Genomic DNA, 17,440 nt, shown 5'->3' on the forward strand with positions numbered 1-17,440 from the left:
AAGGACGCCCCACCATGACGAAGACCGTTGACCTCCCCCGACTGCCGGGGCGGAGCACGGCGGCGGGCCTCGACCGGCCGCTGGCCTCGCTGGGCGGGATGCTGCGCGAATGGCTGCCCCGGCAGCGCTGGTTCGCGGGCAAGGACCGGCCCGTCACGGAGCTGTCCGTGCTGTCCCTGACCGAGCTCTTCCCCGGCTGTCTGCATCTGCTCGTCCACGCCGACCACTCCGACGGCGGCGGCTCCTCGCCGTCGGGTGACTGCTACCAACTCCTGCTCTCGGTACGCGAACAGCGCACGCCCCGGCTGGAGCGGGCGTACATTGGCCGGGCCGAGGAGGGTCCGCTGGCCGGGCTCGCGGTCTACGACGCCCTGCACGACCCCGACGCGGCCAGGATGCTCCTGGAGCGGCTGCGGCTGCCCGGCACCGCGGGCCCGCTGCACTTCGAGGCCGCCCCGGACGCCCGGATACCCGGCGGACTCGCGCCCCGGCTGCTGGACGCCGAACAGTCCAACTCCTCGCTGGTGTACGGCGATTCCTACATTCTCAAGGTGTTCCGGCGGATCCAGCCGGGCATCAACCCGGACCTGGAGGTGCCGGGGGCGCTGGCCGCGCAGGGCTGTGCCCGGGTGCCCGCGCCGGTGGCCTGGTTCCGCACCACCGAGCCCAGCCCGGCGACCCTCGGGGTGCTCCAGCCCTTCCTGCCCGACGCGGCCGACGGCTGGACCCTCGCCCTGCGCGCGCTCGCGCAGGGGGACGACTTCGCCACCGAGGCGCACGAGCTGGGCCGGGCCACCGCCGAGGTGCATCTCGCGCTCGCCGCCGCGTTCCCGTCCGCCGTCCACGACGAACACGGCCGGACCGCCGAGGCGATGTCGGTACGGCTGGACGCGGCCGCGCACGCGGTACCGGCGCTGCGGCCGTTCGTGCCGGGGCTGCGGGGCGCGTTCGACGCGCTCGCCACCTGTGCCGCGGGGCCGCTCGCCCAGCGCGTCCACGGCGATCTGCATCTCGGTCAGGTGCTGCGGGCGGACCGCGAGTGGTTCGTGATCGACTTCGAGGGCGAGCCGTCCCGGCCGCTCGCCGAGCGGCGCGGCAACCAGTCGCCGGTGCGGGACGTGGCCGGCATGCTGCGGTCCTTCGACTACGCGGCCCGGCAGCGCCGTCCGTGGCGCCCGGAGTGGGCCCGCCGCTGCCGGGAGGCGTACTGCGCGGGTTACGCTGCGCGGGCCGGCTGGGATCCGCGCGAGAAGCACGCGCTGCTGCGTGCCCACGAGACGGACCGCGCGGTGTACGAGGTGGTGTACGAGGCCCGGCACCGGCCGGCCTGGCTTCCGGTTCCGATGGCCGCGATCGAGCGGCTCGCCCGCTGGGGAGGCTGACCTGATGGCCCTGCGTGACTCTTCGCTCCCCGAGCCCTCGGGTCCCTCCCGTCCCACGGCTCCGCCGCTGGACCCCGGCGACCGCGGGCGGCTGCTGGCCGGCGCCCACCACGATCCGCACGCCCTGCTCGGCGCCCACCGGGTGGACGGCGGCGTCCTCTTCCGCGCGCTGCGCCCGCAGGCCCGTGCCGTGAGTGTGCTGGCCGACGGGGTGCGCAGCCCCTTGGTGCCGGAGGGCGACGGGCTGTTCGCGGCCGTGCTGCCGTACGCCGAGGTCCCGTCGTACACCTTCCTCGTCGCGTACGGGGACGGCGAGCAGGAGGTGCACGACCCGTACCGCTTCCTGCCCGCGCTGGGCGAACTCGACCTGCATCTGATCCGGGAGGGGCGGCACGAGCAGCTGTGGAAGGCGCTCGGTGCGGAGCCGATGACCTTGGACGGGGTGGCCGGGACCCGGTTCACGGTGTGGGCGCCGAACGCCCGGGGGGTGCGGGTGGCCGGGGACTTCACCTGCTGGGACGGCACGCAGTACCCGATGCGCTCGCTGGGCGCCGCCGGGGTGTGGGAACTGTTCCTGCCCGGGGTGGGCGAGGGGGCCCGCTACAAGTTCGAGATCACGTCCCGGTACGGCGGCCGGTTCCTCAAGGCCGACCCGATGGCGCGGCGCACGGAGGTACCGCCGGCGACCGCGTCGATCGTGGCGGTGTCCCGGTACGAGTGGGGCGACGCGGAGTGGATGGCGCACCGGGGTGACACGCCGGTGCACGAGGCGCCGTTCTCGGTGTACGAGGTGCATCTGCCGTCCTGGCGTCCGGGCCTGACCTACCGCGAGCTGGCGGAGGAGCTGCCCGCGTACGTCGGCGGCCTCGGTTTCACGCACGTCGAGTTCATGCCGGTCGCCGAGCATCCGTTCGGCGGCTCCTGGGGCTACCAGGTCACCGGCTTCTACGCACCGACCTCCCGCCTCGGCACCCCGGACGACCTCAAGTACCTGATCGACGCCCTGCACCGGGCCGGCCTCGGTGTGATCATGGACTGGGTGCCGGCCCACTTCCCCAAGGACGACTGGGCGCTGGCCCGCTTCGACGGGGACCCGCTGTACGAGCCCGGGGACGAGCGGCGGGCCGAGCATCCGGACTGGGGGACCTACGAGTTCGACCTGGGCCGGGTGGAGGTGCGCAACTTCCTGGTCGCCAACGCGGTGTACTGGTGCGAGGAGTTCCACGTCGACGGGCTGCGGGTGGACGCGGTCGCCTCGATGCTCTACCTCGACTACTCACGGGACTCCGGACAGTGGACGCCGAATGTCTTCGGCGGGCGCGAGGACCTGGACGCGGTGGCGTTCCTGCAGGAGATGAACGCGACCGTGTACCGGCGGGCGCCGGGTGTGGTCACCATCGCCGAGGAGTCCACGGCGTGGGGCGGGGTGACCCGGCCGACGGACAGCGGCGGCCTGGGGTTCGGGCTGAAATGGAACATGGGGTGGATGCACGACTCGCTGGAGTACATGCGGCACGAGCCGGTGCACCGCAAGTACCACCACGACGAGATGACCTTCTCGATGGTCTACGCGTACAGCGAGAACTACGTCCTGCCCATCTCCCACGACGAAGTGGTGCACGGCAAGCGCTCGCTGGTCTCGAAGATGCCCGGCGACTGGTGGCAGCAACGCGCCAATCACCGCGCCTATCTGGGCTTCATGTGGGCCCATCCCGGCAAACAACTGCTCTTCATGGGTCAGGAGTTCGCCCAGGGCGGTGAGTGGTCGGAGGCCGACGGCCCGGACTGGTGGCTGCTCGACCCCGGGTACGGCGCGGAGGCCGACCACCGGGGTGTCCGGGATCTGGTCCGCGATCTCAACTCCGTCTACCGCACCCGCCCCGCCCTGTGGCAGCGCGACACCGATCCGGCGGGCTTCCAGTGGGTCCTCGGGGACGCGGCCGAGGACAACGTCTTCGCCTTTCTGCGGTTCGATGCCGAGGCCCGGCCCCTGCTGGCGGTCTCCAACCTCTCCCCCGTGGTCCGTCCCGGCTACCGGCTGGGCGTGCCCAAGGGGGCGCCCGTCTGGCAGGAGATCCTCAACACGGACAGCGCGCGCTACGGCGGCGGGGACGTCGTCGGCCGGGGGCCGCTGCTGGCCGACGACGGCGTTCTCCGGCTGACGCTGCCGCCGCTCGCCACGGTGTGGCTGGAGCCCGTCGTCCCCTAGCCCGCCGACGGCACCGGGACGTGTTTCCACGGCCGGGTCCGGGCAGTCCGGGATGAAAGACCCCGCCGCGCCCGGTCGCGGCCCGGCCGGAGGGCGGTCCCCAGTGCTGCGTACCGTCGGAGTGGAGGAAGAGGTCCTGCTGGTCCACCCGGACACCGGGGAGCCGATGCCCGGGTCGGCGGCCGTCGTCGACCGCGCGGCCCGGGACGATCCCGGGCAGGTGGTGTTCCAGAAGGAGCTGTTCGGGCAGATGCTGGAGCTCGCCACCACTCCGCAGCGGTACATGGCGGACCTGGGTGCCGAGATCCTGCGCTGCCGCAAGGAGGCGGCGCGGCTCGCCGGTGAGATCGGCTGCGCGGTCGCGGCGCTCGCCACCTGCCCGTTGCCGGTCACCCCCGCGCTCAGCGCGCACGAGCGGTACCGGTGGATGGCCGGGCGGTTCGGGACCGCCACGCTGGACCAGTTCGTGTGCGGCTGCCATGTGCATGTGTCGGTGGAGTCCGCCGAGGAGGGCGTCGCCGTCCTGGACCGGATCCGGCCGTGGCTCGCGGTGCTGCGGGCGCTCAGCGCCAACTCGCCGTTCTGGCAGGGCCGGGACTCCGGTTACGCCAGCTACCGCAGCCGGCTGTGGGCGCGCGGCCCGTCGGCGGGGCCGACCGAACTGTTCGGCTCGGCCGAGGGGTACCGGCGGCGGGTCGCGGACATGGTGGCCAGCGAGGTCATTCTCGACGCGGGGATGGTGTACTTCGACGCCCGGCTGTCCGTGCGCTACCCGACGGTGGAGATCAGGGTGGCGGACGTGTGCCTGCGGGCCGACACCACCGTCCTCGTGGCCACGCTGGCCCGCGCTCTCGTGGAGACGGCGGCCCGGGACTGGCGGGCGGGCCGGCCGCCGCTCGACCACAGCGTGAGCATGCTCCGGCTGGCGTCCTGGCAGGCCGCCCGCTCCGGGCTGGACCAGGAACTGCTCGATCCCGCGACCATGCGGCCGCGGCCCGCGGTCGACGTGGTGCGTGCGCTGGTGGCGCACACGGCGGAGGCGCTCGCCGACAGCGGAGACGCGCGCCTCGTCGAGGAGGCCGTCGCACAGCTGCTGCACAGGGGGACCGGCGCCCGCGAGCAGCGGGGGTTCCTGGAGCGCACCGGCAGCCTGCGGGACGTCGTCGTCGCGTGTGTGCGCCGTACCCAGGGCTGACCTCTTGTCATCAGGTGGAAACGAGTTGACCGTTCCCGACACGGGCCGTGCTCACCTGGGCTAGATTCGACCCGCGTCGACAACAGTACCGATCGGGAGGGTCACCCTCCGTACATCCAGGAGCAGTGCATGCGCGACTACGCCCTCGCTCCGACGACCGCTTCGACCCTGACCGGCGGGCTCGCCGACAGCATCTTCGAGACGGCGGACCGGAACCCCACCCTGCCGGTGCTGGCGCGCCGGCCCGAGGGCGCCCCTGCGGGCTGGGAGGAGATCACCGCGGTCGAACTGCGGGACGAGGTGGTCGATCTGGCCAAGGGCCTGATCGCGTCGGGGATCTCGCCGGGGCACCGGGTGGCCGTGATGGCGCGGACCCGCTACGAGTGGACGGTCCTGTGCCTCGCGCTCTGGTCGGTGGGGGCCGAGGTCGTCCCGATCCATCCGACGTCCTCCCGGGACCAGGTCGAGTGGATCCTGCGGGACGCCCGCTGTGTGGCCGTGGTGGTCGAGGACGACAAGGCGGTGATGACCGTCGGCACCGTCTGCGAGAGCCTGCCCGGGCTCAGACACGTGTGGCAGCTGGACGCGGGGGCCCTGCCCGAGCTGGTGGAGAAGGGCCGGTACGTCCCGCTGACCACGGTGGAGTCGCTGCGCCGCATCGTGATGCCGGACTCGACCGCGGCCATCACCTACACCTCCGGCACCTCGGGCCGCCCGCTGGGCTGCGCGCTGAGCCACAGCGGGCTGGCGTACCCGTGCGACACCCTGCTCGCGGGCTGGGGGCACACCGCCGCGCGCCCGGGCGAACAGGCCTCCGTGCTGGCCTACCTGCCGTTCTCGCACGTGTACGGCCTGATGGTGATGGTGCTGTGCCTGCGCGGCGGGATCCTGATGGCCCACGAACCGGAGATGTCCGAGAACGCGCTGGCCGCGGCGCTTGGCACCTTCCGCCCGACCTATCTGTACGCCGTGCCGTCGGTGCTGGAGAAGCTGTACAAGACGTTCCTGCGTACCGCGCAGCAGCACGGCCGGGGGGTCCTGTTCGAGCGGGCCGCGGAGACCGCGCGGGACTTCGCCGCCGCCCAGGAACGGCAGCGGCTGGGCACCGGGGCGGGCCCGGGCTTCGACCTCAGGCTGCAACACGCCCTGTACGAGCGGACGGTGTACCGCAAGCTGCGCGGGGCGCTCGGCGGCCGGGTGCTGCGGGCCACCTCGGGCGGCTCCTCGCTCAGCCGTGAACTGACCCTGTTCTACGAGGGCATCGGGATGTACGTCCACGACGGCTACGGCCTGACCGAGTCCAGCGGCGGGATCACCATGCAGCCGCTGGGCCGGGAGAAGTCGGGGACGGTGGGCCAGGCCCTGCCGGGCACCCAGATCCAGGTGGCCGACGACGGCGAGATCCTGGTGCGCGGGCCGTCCGTGTTCCAGGGGTACGTCGGTGACGACTACGCGACCCGGGCCGCGCTGCGCGGCGGCTGGCTGGCCACCGGGGACATCGGGCGGCTCGACTCCGAGGGCTATCTGACCATCACAGGGCGCAAGAAGGACATCATCATCACCAGCAGCGGCAAGAGCGTGGCCCCGGCCCCGCTGGAGCAGCGGCTGCGGATGCATCCGCTCGTGCACCAGGCGGTGGTCGTCGGCGACGACCGGCCCTGTGTGGGCGCGCTGATCACCCTGGACCCGGACTTCCTGGCCCACTGGCGCGGCGGCCTGGCGGTCTCGGGCGACTCGCCCGGGCGGGAGGCCCGGGAGGAGAACGCGCTGCGCGAGGAGATCGCCCGGGCCATCGCCTCCGCCAACAGCGTGGTGTCCCGCTCCGAGTCGATCCGGGTCTACCGGGTGCTCCAGGAACCGTTCGCCCCGGGCAACGGGATGCTGACGCCGTCGATGAAGCTGCGCCGGGACGCCATAGCGCGGCACTACGCCGCCGAGATCGACGCCATGTACCAGGCCCGCTCGCACGCGGTCCGCCGGCCGGGCCCGCCGGACCCGGCAGACTGGGACGACTCGGACAACGTGTTCCGCTGACCGGATCAGGGGTATCGGGCCGATCGCTGGGAACTCGTCGCGGTGAGAGCCGATGAGCGACGACGACAGCCCACGGCGCGCGGACGACCAGCGCCCACGCACCCGAACCGGGGAAGGCGAGATGGCGACCGGGCCACGACGGGGCAGACCACCGGTGGAGGAGACCTTCGAGCGTACGGTCGCCTTCCCGGGCGAGCTGCGCAATGTGACCGGCGCCCGGCTCGCCGCCGACGGCTACCTCGCCGACCTCGCCCGGACCGCGCCGCCCACCGTCCCCGAGAGCTGGGACGACATCCTGCTGGTCGTGACGGAGCTGGCCGCCAACGTGGTCCAGTACGCGCCGGGGCCCTTCGAACTGCGGATGCGCCGCACGTACGACGGTGTGCATGTCACCGTGCACGACACCAGCCGGGTCCGGCCCGAGCCGCGGCCGTTCCATCCGCAGCGGGGCGGGGGCGGTGTCGGCTGGCACCTGCTGCACACGCTGTGCGACCAGGTCAGCGTGGTCCTCACCGACGACGGCAAGGACGTCCACGCCTTCCTGCCCTGGTGAGCGCCGGGCACGGTCACGCGGGCCGGTGCGCGACCACCCCGAACATCGTCACCGACATGTGCAGCGCGCCCTGCTCGGCGGCCTCGGCGAGTTCGGTGTACAGGGCGTCCCGGCGCTCCTCGGTGAGGGCTCCGGTGCGGACCGCGGACTCGCCGAGCATGCGGATCACCGGCCAGGCGACCGAGCGGTGGTCCTGGAGCAGGGCCTGCGAGCCGCGGTCGTCGACCACGAACCCGGCGGTGCTGAGCTGTCCGACGAGCCGGCGGCCCGAGCAGGGGTTGGCGCCGTTGAGGACGGCCGAGGTGAGGGCCCGCACCACCTCCGGGTCGCCGGGGTGCAGGATGGTGGTCCCCCAGTCGGTGTCCAGGAGCGCCACCCGGCCGCCGGGGCGCAGCACCCGGGCCATCTCGGCGACCGCCTTGCCGGGCTCGGGGAGGTGCTGGAGGACCCGCTCGCACCAGACGACGTCCACCGAGCCGTCGGGCAGCGGCAGGGCGAGCGCGTCTCCCTCCGTGTAGCGGACCCGGCTGTCAGCGGAGCGTTCCTCGGCGACCGCGCGCAGCCCCGGGTTGGGTTCGATGCCGATCGCGACCCCGTCCGGGCCGACGGCGGCGGCCAGCACCCGGGTCTGCGAGCCGGTTCCGGAGCCGATGTCGAGGACGCGCTCGCCGGGCCGGACCGCCAGCGCCTCCTCGGCCCAGGCGCGCAGCCGTCGTACGCCCGGATTGGCGTCCTGGCTGTCCAGGGCACCCACCAGGGGGGCCACGCGGTCGGGGTCGATGTGCCGCTTCTGGAAGCCCGTTCCGGGCTGGGTCTGCGCCATGGCGCGCACTCTACTGGCGTAGGTGATCGCCGTGGGCGGCCTCGAACCGGACGCGAGTCCGCCGCATATCTGTGCGACACCCGGTTTCTGAGGGCGTTCCAGGGGCATGCTGGAGCCCACGCGTTCGTCTGGCTGCGCCGCCCGGCTGGCGGAACGGCTTCGGGCACGGTGGGATCGATGTGGTGCGAGGCAAGCGTTCCGGGGCATGCGAACGGCGTCGAGCCGGACGCCCCGGAGCAGCGGAAAGGGATGGACACCGTGACACGACCCAGGATCCTGGTGGTGGGCGCAGGCTTCGCCGGAGTGGGATGCGTGCGCCGGCTGGAGCGCAGGCTCGCCCCCGACGAGGCCGACCTCACCCTGGTGTCGCCGACCTCCTACCAGCTCTATCTGCCCTTGCTCCCGCAGGTCGCCTCGGGTGTGCTGACGCCGCAGTCGATCGCCGTCTCGCTGCGCCGCAGCAAGCGGTACCGCACCCGGATCATCCCGGGCGGCGCGATCGGCGTGGATCTCAAGTCCAAGGTGTGCGTGGTCCGCACCATAACCGAGCAGCTCGTCAACGAGCGGTACGACTACATCGTGCTGGCCCCGGGCAGTGTCACCCGCACCTTCGACATCCCGGGTCTGACCGAGCACGCCTTCGGGATGAAGACCCTGGCCGAGGCCGCCTACATCCGCGACCACGTGATCTCCCAGCTCGACCTGGCCGACGCCAGCGACGACCCGGCCGAACGGGCCGCGCGGCTGCAGTTCGTGGTGGTCGGCGGCGGGTACGCGGGCACCGAGACGGCGGCCTGTCTGCAGAAGCTCACCCATGCCGCCCTGCACCGGTATCCGAACCTGGATCCGAAGCTGATCAAGTGGCACCTGATCGACATCGCCCCGAAGCTGATGCCGGAACTCGGGGACAAACTCGGCCGCAGCGCCCAGGAGATCCTGGCCCGGCGCGGCATCGACGTCTCCCTGGGCGTGTCGATCGAGAAGGCGGGACCCGAGGAGGTCACCTTCACCGACGGGCGGGTGGTGCCCACCCACACGCTGATCTGGACGGCCGGGGTGGTCGCCAGTCCGCTGATCGCCACCCTGGGCGCGGAGACGGTCCGCGGGCGCCTCGCGGTGAACGCCGAGATGACCCTGCCGGGCCACGACGGGGTGTTCGCGCTCGGCGACGCGGCCGCCGTACCGGACAAGGCGAAGGACGAGGCGGGCGCGGTCTGCCCGCCGACCGCGCAGCACGCCATGCGGCAGGGCAAGGCGGTCGCCGACAACGTCATCGCGACCCTGCGGGGCGAGCCGCTCCACCCGTACGTGCACAGGGACCTGGGGCTGGTGGTGGACCTCGGCGGCAAGGACGCGGTGTCCAAGCCGCTCGGCATCGAACTGCGCGGGATGGCCGCCCAGGCGGTGGCCCGCGGCTACCACTGGTCGGCGCTGCGCACCAACGTGGCCAAGACCCGGGTCGCGACCAACTGGCTGCTCAACGCGCTCGCGGGTGACGACTTCGTCCGTACGGGCTTCCAGGCCCGCAAGCCCGCCCGGCTCAAGGACTTCGAGTACACGGACACCTATCTGACCCCGGAGCAGGTCCGGGCGCGCGCCGAGGGCCCCGCCGGCCCGACCGCGTGACGCAGAGCGCGGCGGAGTGAGCGCGGCGGGCCGGCCGGCGTGGGCGGAGGTCAGGGGGCGGCTCGCCGCGGCCGACCCCGGGCTGCTCCGCTTCACCGCCGGGCTGCGCACGGTCACCTCGATCGCCCTCACCCTGGCCGTCCTCGCGGCGCTGCGGGCCGATGTGTCGCATCTGGTGGCCGGGGCGATCACCGCGATGGTCGCCACCTTCGCGATCCGTGAGAAGCAGGCCCGCGCCCAGGCCGTCACGCTCGCCCTCGGTCTGCCGGTGGCGCTGGCCTCCATGTCGCTGGGCGCGCTGCTCAACTCCCGGATCGTGATCGGCGACCTCTTCTTCGTGGCGCTCATCTTCAGCGCGGTCTACGGCCGTCGCTTCGGCGACCGGGGCACGGCGCTGGGTCTGATCGGCTTCCAGATCTACTTCGCCTCGCTGTTCGTGCGCGCGACCCTGTCCGCGCTGCCGGGTCTGTACGTGACGATCGCGGCGGCCTTCGCCAGCGCGGCGCTGGCGCGTTTCGTGCTCGTGCGGCAGACGCCCGCGGGCATCCTGGACCGGCTGCGGCGGGCGTTCCGCGCCCGGTTCGGGCAATTGGTCTCCGCGCAGGCCGAGTTGCTCGACGCCGGGCCGGACGAGCTGGACCGGACGGTGGAGGAGGTCCGGGTCAGGACGGCCCGGCTGCACGAGACGGCGCTGCTGATCCAGGGGCGGCTCGCGGACGGTACCTCCGACGAGGCGGTGGCCCGGCTGGTGCAGCGCCGGATCGCGGACGCCGAGATCGCCGCCGAGCGGCTCGGGCTGCTGCTGCTCACCGCGCGCAGCGCGCGGCGGGCGGACACGCTCACCCTGCATCTGCCGGGCGCCCCGCTGCCGTCGGCCGCCCGGGAGCCGGTGCGGGACGAGGCGATGGAGCGGCTGCGGCTGGATCTGGAGGCGCTGCGGCTGCTGGTGCTGCGGCCGGCCGGCCCGGAGGCGGGGACCGCGCTGTCCGGGCTGCGCAACCGGCTCCTCGGCTACCGCGAGGAGGAGAACCTGCCGCCCGCCTCCCCGGCCGTCCAGGACGTCTTCCGGGGCATCGGCGAGGCGGCGCGGGCGGTGCTGGGGCTGCGGATCGCGCTGGACGGGCCGCAGGACGAGTCCGACGACACCCCGGCGACCTCCCGGTCCCGCGAGGAACTGGACGCCGAGGACGCGGCGATCGAGGGCACCGAGGAGCAGGACGGGAAGTCCGGGGAGGAGACCGGGCTGCACCGGCCCACCACCCGGGCGGCGGTGCAGGTGGCGGTCGGCTCGTCGCTGGCCATGGTCGGCGGCGAGTTCCTGTCCGCCCAGCGCTGGTACTGGGCGGTGCTGACCTGCTGGATCGTGTTCATCAACACCGCGTCCACCGGCGAGATCCTGGTGAAGGGCTACCGGCGGCTGCTCGGCACGGTCCTCGGGGTGGTGGCCGGCATCGGGCTCGCGGGCCTGGTCGGGCACCACACCTGGACGGCGTTCGGGCTGGTGCTGCTCTTCATCTTCGCGATGTTCTACTCGGCGCCGCTGTCGTACACCCTGATGTCGTTCTTCGTGACGGCGATGCTGGGCCTGCTGTACACGCTGCTGAACACCTACAGCCTGGACGTCCTGGTGCTGCGGATCGCGGAGACGGCGCTGGGCGCGGTGTGCGGGGTGATCGCGGCGGCGGTGGTGCTGCCGGTGCACACCGACCGCCGTACCGACGAACTGCTCGTCGAGACGCTGGACCGGCTGGCCGACGTCACCCGGGCCGCCGCCGACCAGTTGAGCGGGGCGGCGCCGGTCGACCTGGTGGAGAAGGCCCGTGACCTGGACCAGGCGCTGGCCGATCTGCGGGCGGCCGTGCAGCCGCTGACGCATCCCATCACCCCGCTGCGCTCCCGCCGGGACACCGCGCGCTATGTGGTGGCGCTCCTGGAGACCTGCGCCTACCACGCGCGGTCCCTCGCGGCGACGGCGGAACTGCTGCCCACCCATCCGGCGATCGCTGCGGATCCCCGGCTGCGCGGGGCGGGCCGGCGGATCGTGCACAACATCGAGGCGATCAGCGCCCAGGTGGCCGGCCGACGCCCCGTCCCCGAGATCGAGACCGGCCCCAGCATCGCCGCGATGCTGCAGCCCGGCACGCTGGGCGCACCGCGCTACGGCCGGGTGACCGACCGGGTGCTGCGCCATCTGCAGCGCCTCGACGAGGCGGTGACCGGCCTGGCCCGTCCGTTGAAGGTACCGGTCCGGGCGCGCGCGGGTTGACGGCGTGTCACACCCGGCGCCAGCGGGCCAGGGCGAAGGCGAACAGCCCGAACAGGATCAGGCCGACGGCGACGGCCGCGAGCAGCCACGGGCCCGCCGGAGTGCCGGCGAAGGAGCGGAGGGTGTCGTCCACGCCCTTCGCCTGGTCGGGACGGTAGTCGACCGCCGCACGCACCGCGAAGGCGCCCGCGGCCACGAACACCGCCGCACGGGCCAGACCTCCGACGACGCCCGTCACGTCCACGGCGCGCCGCACCGGCGCGGCCATCGCGCCCGCCTTGAGCTGACGGTAGTAGTCCCGGCGTACGGCCTGGACGCCGGTCCACGCCCCGGTCACCACGATGCCGGCGCCGACGGCGGCCACCAGCCACTGACCGGCAGGCAGGCCCAGCGCCCTGGCCGTGAGGTCCCGGGACGCCGCGTCCCCGGAGCCGCCGCCCGCGCCGGCCGCGAACTCCAGCACCGACCAGGCCACGGCCGTGTAGAAGAGGCAACGTGCGAGGGCCGGCAGGCGCATGTGCGCGGTACGGCCGTCGGGGCCGACCGCGCCGAACACGGCCTCGGACAGCCGCCATACCGCCATGCCGACCAGCCCGAGGCCCAGCGCCCAGAGCAGGGCGGCACCGAACGGCCGGTTCGCGAGTTCGGCGAGGGCGCCGTTGCGGTCGGCCTGCTGCCGCCGGTCGCCGAGGGCGACACGCAGCGCCAGCAGACCCACCAGCACGTAGATCACGCCCCAGGCCACCAGCCCGGCCCTGGCGGCCCACGGGCGGCGGGGCGGGGGCGGGCCAGGGTGGGGGCGGGCGAGGCGGGGGTCACCGGGGTCTCTCCGTCGGGCGCGGATCCGGTGGCAGGAGCGCGGTCAAGGGTCGGTCGGCGACGAGACGTCCGTACTCGTCCACGGGTGTGCCGGGGATGACGGGGTCGGGCATCAGCATGACGGTCGCTCCTCGGTCCTGCGGGCAGCCGCGCGGCGGCAGGGGTCAGGAAGGCCGGCCCAGGGCCTCGGCGCGGACGCGGGCGCAGCTGCGGCTGATGAGGCGGGAGACGTGCATCTGGGAGATGCCCAGGCGGTCGGCTATGCGGCTCTGTGTCATGTCCTCGAAGAAGCGCATGTAGAGGATGGCGCGTTCGCGTTCGGGCAGCCGGCGCAGGCCTTCCTTGGCCGCCTCCCGGTCGATGACGACGTCGTAGGAGCCGTCGGTCGCGCCGAGGGTCTCGGTGAGGCTGTACCCCTCGTCGCCCGTGGCGAGTTCGGCGTCCAGGGACAGGGTGCTGTAGCTGTCCAGGGCCTCCAGGCCGGCGGTGACCTCGCCCTCGGTCAGGCCGGTGCGGGCGGCGAGGTCGGCGGTGGTGGGTTCGGGGCTGCCGGGGAGCTGGGTGAGTTCGCGGCGGGCCACCCGGACCCGGTTGCGCAGTTCCTGGACCCTGCGGGGCACGCGCAGCGCCCACATCCGGTCGCGGAAGTGCCGCTTGACCTCGCCGGTGACGGTGGGCACCGCGTAGCTCTCGAAGGCGCCGCGGGCGGGGTCGTAGCGGTCGACGGCCTTGACCAGGCCGAGGGCCGCGACCTGGCGCAGGTCCTCGACGGCCTCGCCGCGGTCGCGGAAGCGGCCGGCGATGCGGTGGGCCATCGGCAGCCAGGCGGCCACCAGTTCGCCGCGCAGCGCGTCCCGCTCGGGGCCGTCGCCGAGGGCGGCCAGCCGGGCGAAGCGGGCGGCGGTGTCGGGTGCGTCGTCGTGGACACGCCGGGGCGTGTCCCGGGTGGTCCGGTCGGGCGTGCGGGGACGGCTGGTCGACAAGTCGGTGAGCATGCGGAATCGCTCCTGAACTGTGGGTTTCAGGGCATCACCGGAACGTGGTTCCGGGACTCGACCCGAACTGCGGTGTCGGGGTCGCCGCGGGAGCACCGCCAGGACCGCTGTGCGGACCCGGGGGCCGTGAAGCGACTGCTCCCTCGGCGCGCGCCTCCGGTCCGAAGCACAACAGTCCGCGTGCCCCTTCGCACCGGGCGCAAACACCGCCGCCGGACGTTCGGTTCGCCGGCTCAGGCCAACGGCACCACGGCGGTGATCCGCTTGCCCCCTCGGGGCAGTCCGGCGATCTCCACGTCCCGGGCCAGCCGGCAGACGATGGGCCAGCCCCGGCCGCCGGGCCGCCAGCGCTCCCCGTCGTCGGCGGCCGGGGCGGCCACCGGCACCTCGTCGCTGCGGTCGCTGACCGAGACGCGCACGGCGCAGCCGTCGACGTCGACGTGGAAGCCGGTGACCCCGCCGCCGTGCAGGATCGCGTTGGTGGTCAGTTCCGAGGTGACGAGCAGGGCGTCGGCGAGCGCCTCGGCGGCGCATGGCACGGCCCGCGAGGCGAGCGCGCCGCGGACCGCTCTGCGGGCGTCGGCCGGCCGCAGCGACGACGACGGCCGACGGAATTCGTGTGCTGCCAGGGCAGGTTCGGTCCGATACGTCTCGCGCATCCCTTCGCTCCTTGCGTGGTGGACCGGTTGGGCTGCCGTGCCTCCATCCGCACGGTCTCTCCTGGTTCGGCTGACCGCTCGGGGCGCGTCCAAACGCATCCGGGGCCCGCAAGGGCTTCCCCAAAGTGAAACGGGTCACTTAACCTGTTCCCGGTTACGCGAAATCGCCCCGGATGGTTTAGCGTTCACCCATAAGTGGTCGAGGAGTAGACGTAAGGTCCTCCCGGACCGCCTTTGACGGCCCTGGCTGGCCTCCCCCGTCCAGCCAGGGCTTTTTACTGCCCGCCCGGCTCCCGGGCGGCCCGCCCCGGTCCTTCGAGGTGCCCGGCGCGGCGGCAGCGGCTGAAATGGGCGTAGGGAAACCCCCGTACCCTCGCCGGCGAGGAGCCCCGCGCCATGACCAAAGCCATCAAACTGCTGACCGCTCTGCCCCAGGCGCAGCGCGAGCGCCTCATGGAACTGGCTCACGAGGTCTCCTTCCCCGAGGACACCAGGATCTTCGAGGCGGGCGGCACGGCTGACCGCTTCTGGGTGATCCGCTCGGGAGCGGTCAACCTGGACCAGGAGGTGACCTCCCACAAGCGGGTCACCGTCGCCAGTCTCGGCGCCGGCGACCTGCTCGGCTGGTCGTGGCTGTTCCCGCCGTACACCTGGGACTTCGGCGCGGTGGCCTTCAGCCAGGTACGGGCCTACGAGTACGACGCCGCGGCCGTGCTCGCGCTGTCGGTGGAGGACCCGCTGCTCGGGCTCTCGCTGGTGCGGACCGTCGCCGAGATCCTCGCCAGCCGGCTGGAGATCACCCGGGGCAAGCTGCTGGACGCATACGTCGGACGACGGCCCGTCTGAGGCTCAGACGCGGTAGCGGCGCAGGGCGGGGACCGCGGCGGCCAGGGTCAGCATCACGGCCACGACCAGCAGACCGCCGCCCGCGACGGCGGCCCGCGGGCCGAACACGGACCCCATGGTGCCGTGCAGGACGTCGGCGAGGCGCGGACCGCCCGCGACCACCACCGTGAACACGCCCTGCATCCGGCCGCGCATCTCGTCCGTCGCGGCGGACAGCAGGATCGCGCCCCGGAAGACCATCGAGACCATGTCGGCGACCCCGGCGGCGGCCAGGAAGGCCACGGCGATCCAGAGGTTGCGGCTCAGCCCGAACCCGGCGATCGCGGCTCCCCAGCCGACCACCGCGCCGATCACCATCCAGCCGTGCCGGCGCGCCCGGGAGAAGGTGCCGGAGAAGAGTCCGCCGAGCACCGCGCCGATCGGGATCGCCGCGAACAGCAGGCCGAGCGCGAGCCCTTCGCCGTAGGAACCGTAGGTCTGGGCGGCAAGCTGCGGGAACAGGGCGCGGGGCATGCCGAGGACCATCGCGATGATGTCGGCGAGGAACGACAGCAGCAGCACCTTGTGCAGGGAGATGTAGCGGAACCCCTCCACGATCTCGCGCACCCCGGCCCGCCGGGTCGCCCCGCCCGCCAGCGGCGGCAGCGCGGGCAGCCGGTAGACCGCCCACACCGTCACGCACAGCGCCAGCGCGTCGATCAGGTACAGCTCGGGCAGGCCGATGACGGGGATCAGGGCACCGGCGAGCAGCGGCCCGACCACCTGGCCGGTCTGCATCACCGTGGACCCCAGGGCGTTGGCGGCGGGCAGCTGCGCCTCGGGGACGAGCCGGGCGATGGAGGCGGTGCGGGCCGGGGCGTTCAGCCCCCAGAACGCCTGCTGCAGGGCGAGCAGCACCATCAGCGCGGCCACGGACTCCAGGCCCGTGACGGCCTGCAGCCAGAACAGCAGCGAGGTGACGGCGATGCCCATGTTGGTGATCAGCAGCAGCTTGCGCCGGTCCATGGCGTCGGCGACCGCGCCGCCCCACAGCGCGAACACGATCAGCGGCAGCAGCCCGGCGAGGCTGGCGGCGCCGACCCAGGCCGAGGAGCCGGTGATGTCGTAGATCTGCTTGGGCACGGCCACCGCGGTGAGCTGGCTGCCGACCGAGGTGACGATCGTCGAGGACCACAGCCGCCGGTAGGCGGGCACGGCCAGCGGCCGGGTGTCCATCGCCCAGCGGCGCCAGCCGCGCCGGGGCGGGGCCGCCGCCGTGTCGTCGGGGTTCGCTGTGCCGGACTGGGTGCCGCTCTCGCTGGTGTCCACGGAGTTCCTGGTGTCCTGGTCCTCTTGGTGCCCGCTACATCTTTCCTGTTCGGGTTCACTATCCCAGCACCTTCCGTGACGGCCGAACCAGTTGTCTCAGGATCCGGTTACCAGCATCAGACCGAGGCCGATCATGGTCAGGGCCACCAGCCCGTCCAGCACCCGCCAGGCGGCCGGCCGGGCGAGGTACCGGCCGAGCAGCCGGGCGCCGAAGCCGAGGGCCGCGAACCAGCAGAGGCTGGCCAGCGCGGCACCGAGGCCGAAGGTCCAGCGCAGGTCGCCCCGGTCGGCGGCGAGGGAGCCGAGCAGGAACACGGTGTCCAGGTAGACATGCGGGTTGAGCCAGGTCATGGCCAGGCAGGTGAGCACCGCGCGCCGCCGGGAGCCGGCCGCCTCGCCCTCGGCGACCAGGGCGCCGGTGCCGGGCCTGAGCACCCGGCGGGCGGCCAGTACGCCGTAGCAGAGCAGGAAGACACCGCCGATCAGCCCGACCGCCCGCACCGCGTCCGGCCAGGCCACGACGATCGCGCCCACCCCGCCGACGCCGAGGGCGATGAGGACGGCGTCGGAGAGGGCGCAGATGCCGACGACGGCGAGGACCGCGTCCCGGCGTACGCCCTGGCGCAGGACGAAGGCGTTCTGGGCGCCGATGGCGACGATGAGCGAGAGGCCGCTGCCGAAGCCGGCGGCAGCCGCGGTGAGGGAGCTGGACATGCCTTCGACGG

The 17,440-nt window shown here is 73.4% G+C and carries 14 protein-coding genes; 8 read left to right on the top strand and 6 right to left on the bottom strand.

From position 1 onward, the window contains the following. The first annotated feature begins 14 nt into the window (after positions 1-14). The 5 genes from ACIPSJ_RS46950 (at position 15) to ACIPSJ_RS46970 (ending at position 7,373) form a co-directional block, all read left to right on the top strand. Positions 15-1,382 (top strand): maltokinase N-terminal cap-like domain-containing protein, encoded by a 1,368-nt coding sequence (locus ACIPSJ_RS46950; protein WP_359224810.1) that lies wholly within the window; start codon positions 15-17, stop codon positions 1,380-1,382. Between the two features lie 4 nt (positions 1,383-1,386). Continuing rightward, positions 1,387-3,591, top strand: a complete 2,205-nt coding sequence (gene glgB / locus ACIPSJ_RS46955; protein ID WP_401355687.1) for a 1,4-alpha-glucan branching enzyme — start codon at positions 1,387-1,389, stop codon at positions 3,589-3,591. A gap of 106 nt (positions 3,592-3,697) precedes the next feature. Beyond that, entirely contained in the window at positions 3,698-4,786 is a 1,089-nt protein-coding gene (locus ACIPSJ_RS46960) for a glutamate--cysteine ligase (protein WP_359224820.1), read from the top strand. A 129-nt stretch (positions 4,787-4,915) separates the two neighbouring features. Next, complete coding sequence (locus ACIPSJ_RS46965; protein ID WP_355728721.1) at positions 4,916-6,820, top strand: AMP-dependent synthetase/ligase; 1,905 nt, start codon at positions 4,916-4,918, stop codon at positions 6,818-6,820. A 121-nt stretch (positions 6,821-6,941) separates the two neighbouring features. Beyond that, the gene (locus ACIPSJ_RS46970; RefSeq protein WP_359224818.1) at positions 6,942-7,373 is read left to right on the top strand and encodes an ATP-binding protein; all 432 of its coding nucleotides are present in this window, start codon (positions 6,942-6,944) and stop codon (positions 7,371-7,373) included. A gap of 13 nt (positions 7,374-7,386) precedes the next feature. On the opposite strand, the gene ACIPSJ_RS46975 is transcribed toward ACIPSJ_RS46970, so the two are convergent. Next, the gene (locus tag ACIPSJ_RS46975) at positions 7,387-8,196 is read right to left on the bottom strand and encodes a methyltransferase domain-containing protein (protein ID WP_359224802.1); all 810 of its coding nucleotides are present in this window, start codon (positions 8,194-8,196) and stop codon (positions 7,387-7,389) included. Positions 8,197-8,445: 249 nt separating this feature from the next. Here ACIPSJ_RS46975 and ACIPSJ_RS46980 point away from each other — a divergent pair, with 249 nt between their 5' ends. Then, a complete protein-coding gene (locus ACIPSJ_RS46980; RefSeq protein WP_359224799.1) occupies positions 8,446-9,822 on the top strand; it encodes an NAD(P)/FAD-dependent oxidoreductase in 1,377 nt (458 codons plus the stop codon). Positions 9,823-9,838: 16 nt separating this feature from the next. Further along, positions 9,839-12,088 (top strand): FUSC family protein, encoded by a 2,250-nt coding sequence (locus ACIPSJ_RS46985; protein ID WP_401355691.1) that lies wholly within the window; start codon positions 9,839-9,841, stop codon positions 12,086-12,088. Positions 12,089-12,095: 7 nt separating this feature from the next. Here the strand turns inward: ACIPSJ_RS46985 and ACIPSJ_RS46990 are convergent, their stop codons facing one another. The 3 genes from ACIPSJ_RS46990 to ACIPSJ_RS47000 all read right to left on the bottom strand — a co-directional run bounded on the left by ACIPSJ_RS46990 (position 12,096) and on the right by ACIPSJ_RS47000 (position 14,561). Next, the gene (locus ACIPSJ_RS46990; protein ID WP_401356032.1) at positions 12,096-12,836 is read right to left on the bottom strand and encodes a DUF1206 domain-containing protein; all 741 of its coding nucleotides are present in this window, start codon (positions 12,834-12,836) and stop codon (positions 12,096-12,098) included. A 235-nt stretch (positions 12,837-13,071) separates the two neighbouring features. Beyond that, on the bottom strand, positions 13,072-13,902 hold the full coding sequence (locus ACIPSJ_RS46995; protein ID WP_359224791.1) for a SigB/SigF/SigG family RNA polymerase sigma factor: 831 nt from the start codon (positions 13,900-13,902) through the stop codon (positions 13,072-13,074). A gap of 233 nt (positions 13,903-14,135) precedes the next feature. After that, entirely contained in the window at positions 14,136-14,561 is a 426-nt protein-coding gene (locus ACIPSJ_RS47000) for an ATP-binding protein (protein ID WP_359224789.1), read from the bottom strand. A gap of 396 nt (positions 14,562-14,957) precedes the next feature. On the opposite strand from ACIPSJ_RS47000, the gene ACIPSJ_RS47005 reads away from it, so the two are divergent. Further along, positions 14,958-15,407, top strand: coding sequence for a cyclic nucleotide-binding domain-containing protein (locus ACIPSJ_RS47005; RefSeq protein ID WP_355720070.1), 450 nt, complete (start codon positions 14,958-14,960; stop codon positions 15,405-15,407). 3 nt (positions 15,408-15,410) lie between these two features. Here ACIPSJ_RS47005 and ACIPSJ_RS47010 read toward each other — a convergent pair whose 3' ends face one another. Together ACIPSJ_RS47010 and ACIPSJ_RS47015 are read right to left on the bottom strand one after the other, a co-directional pair. Further along, positions 15,411-16,715, bottom strand: coding sequence for an MFS transporter (locus tag ACIPSJ_RS47010; RefSeq protein WP_359224785.1), 1,305 nt, complete (start codon positions 16,713-16,715; stop codon positions 15,411-15,413). A gap of 96 nt (positions 16,716-16,811) precedes the next feature. After that, positions 16,812-17,429: a LysE family transporter gene (locus ACIPSJ_RS47015; protein WP_359224782.1), complete on the bottom strand. Its 618-nt coding sequence runs from the start codon at positions 17,427-17,429 to the stop codon at positions 16,812-16,814. Positions 17,430-17,440: the final 11 nt, after the last annotated feature.

It is taken from the genome of Streptomyces sp. NPDC090088 (genome assembly GCF_044747345.1).
Taxonomy (GTDB): domain Bacteria; phylum Actinomycetota; class Actinomycetes; order Streptomycetales; family Streptomycetaceae; genus Streptomyces.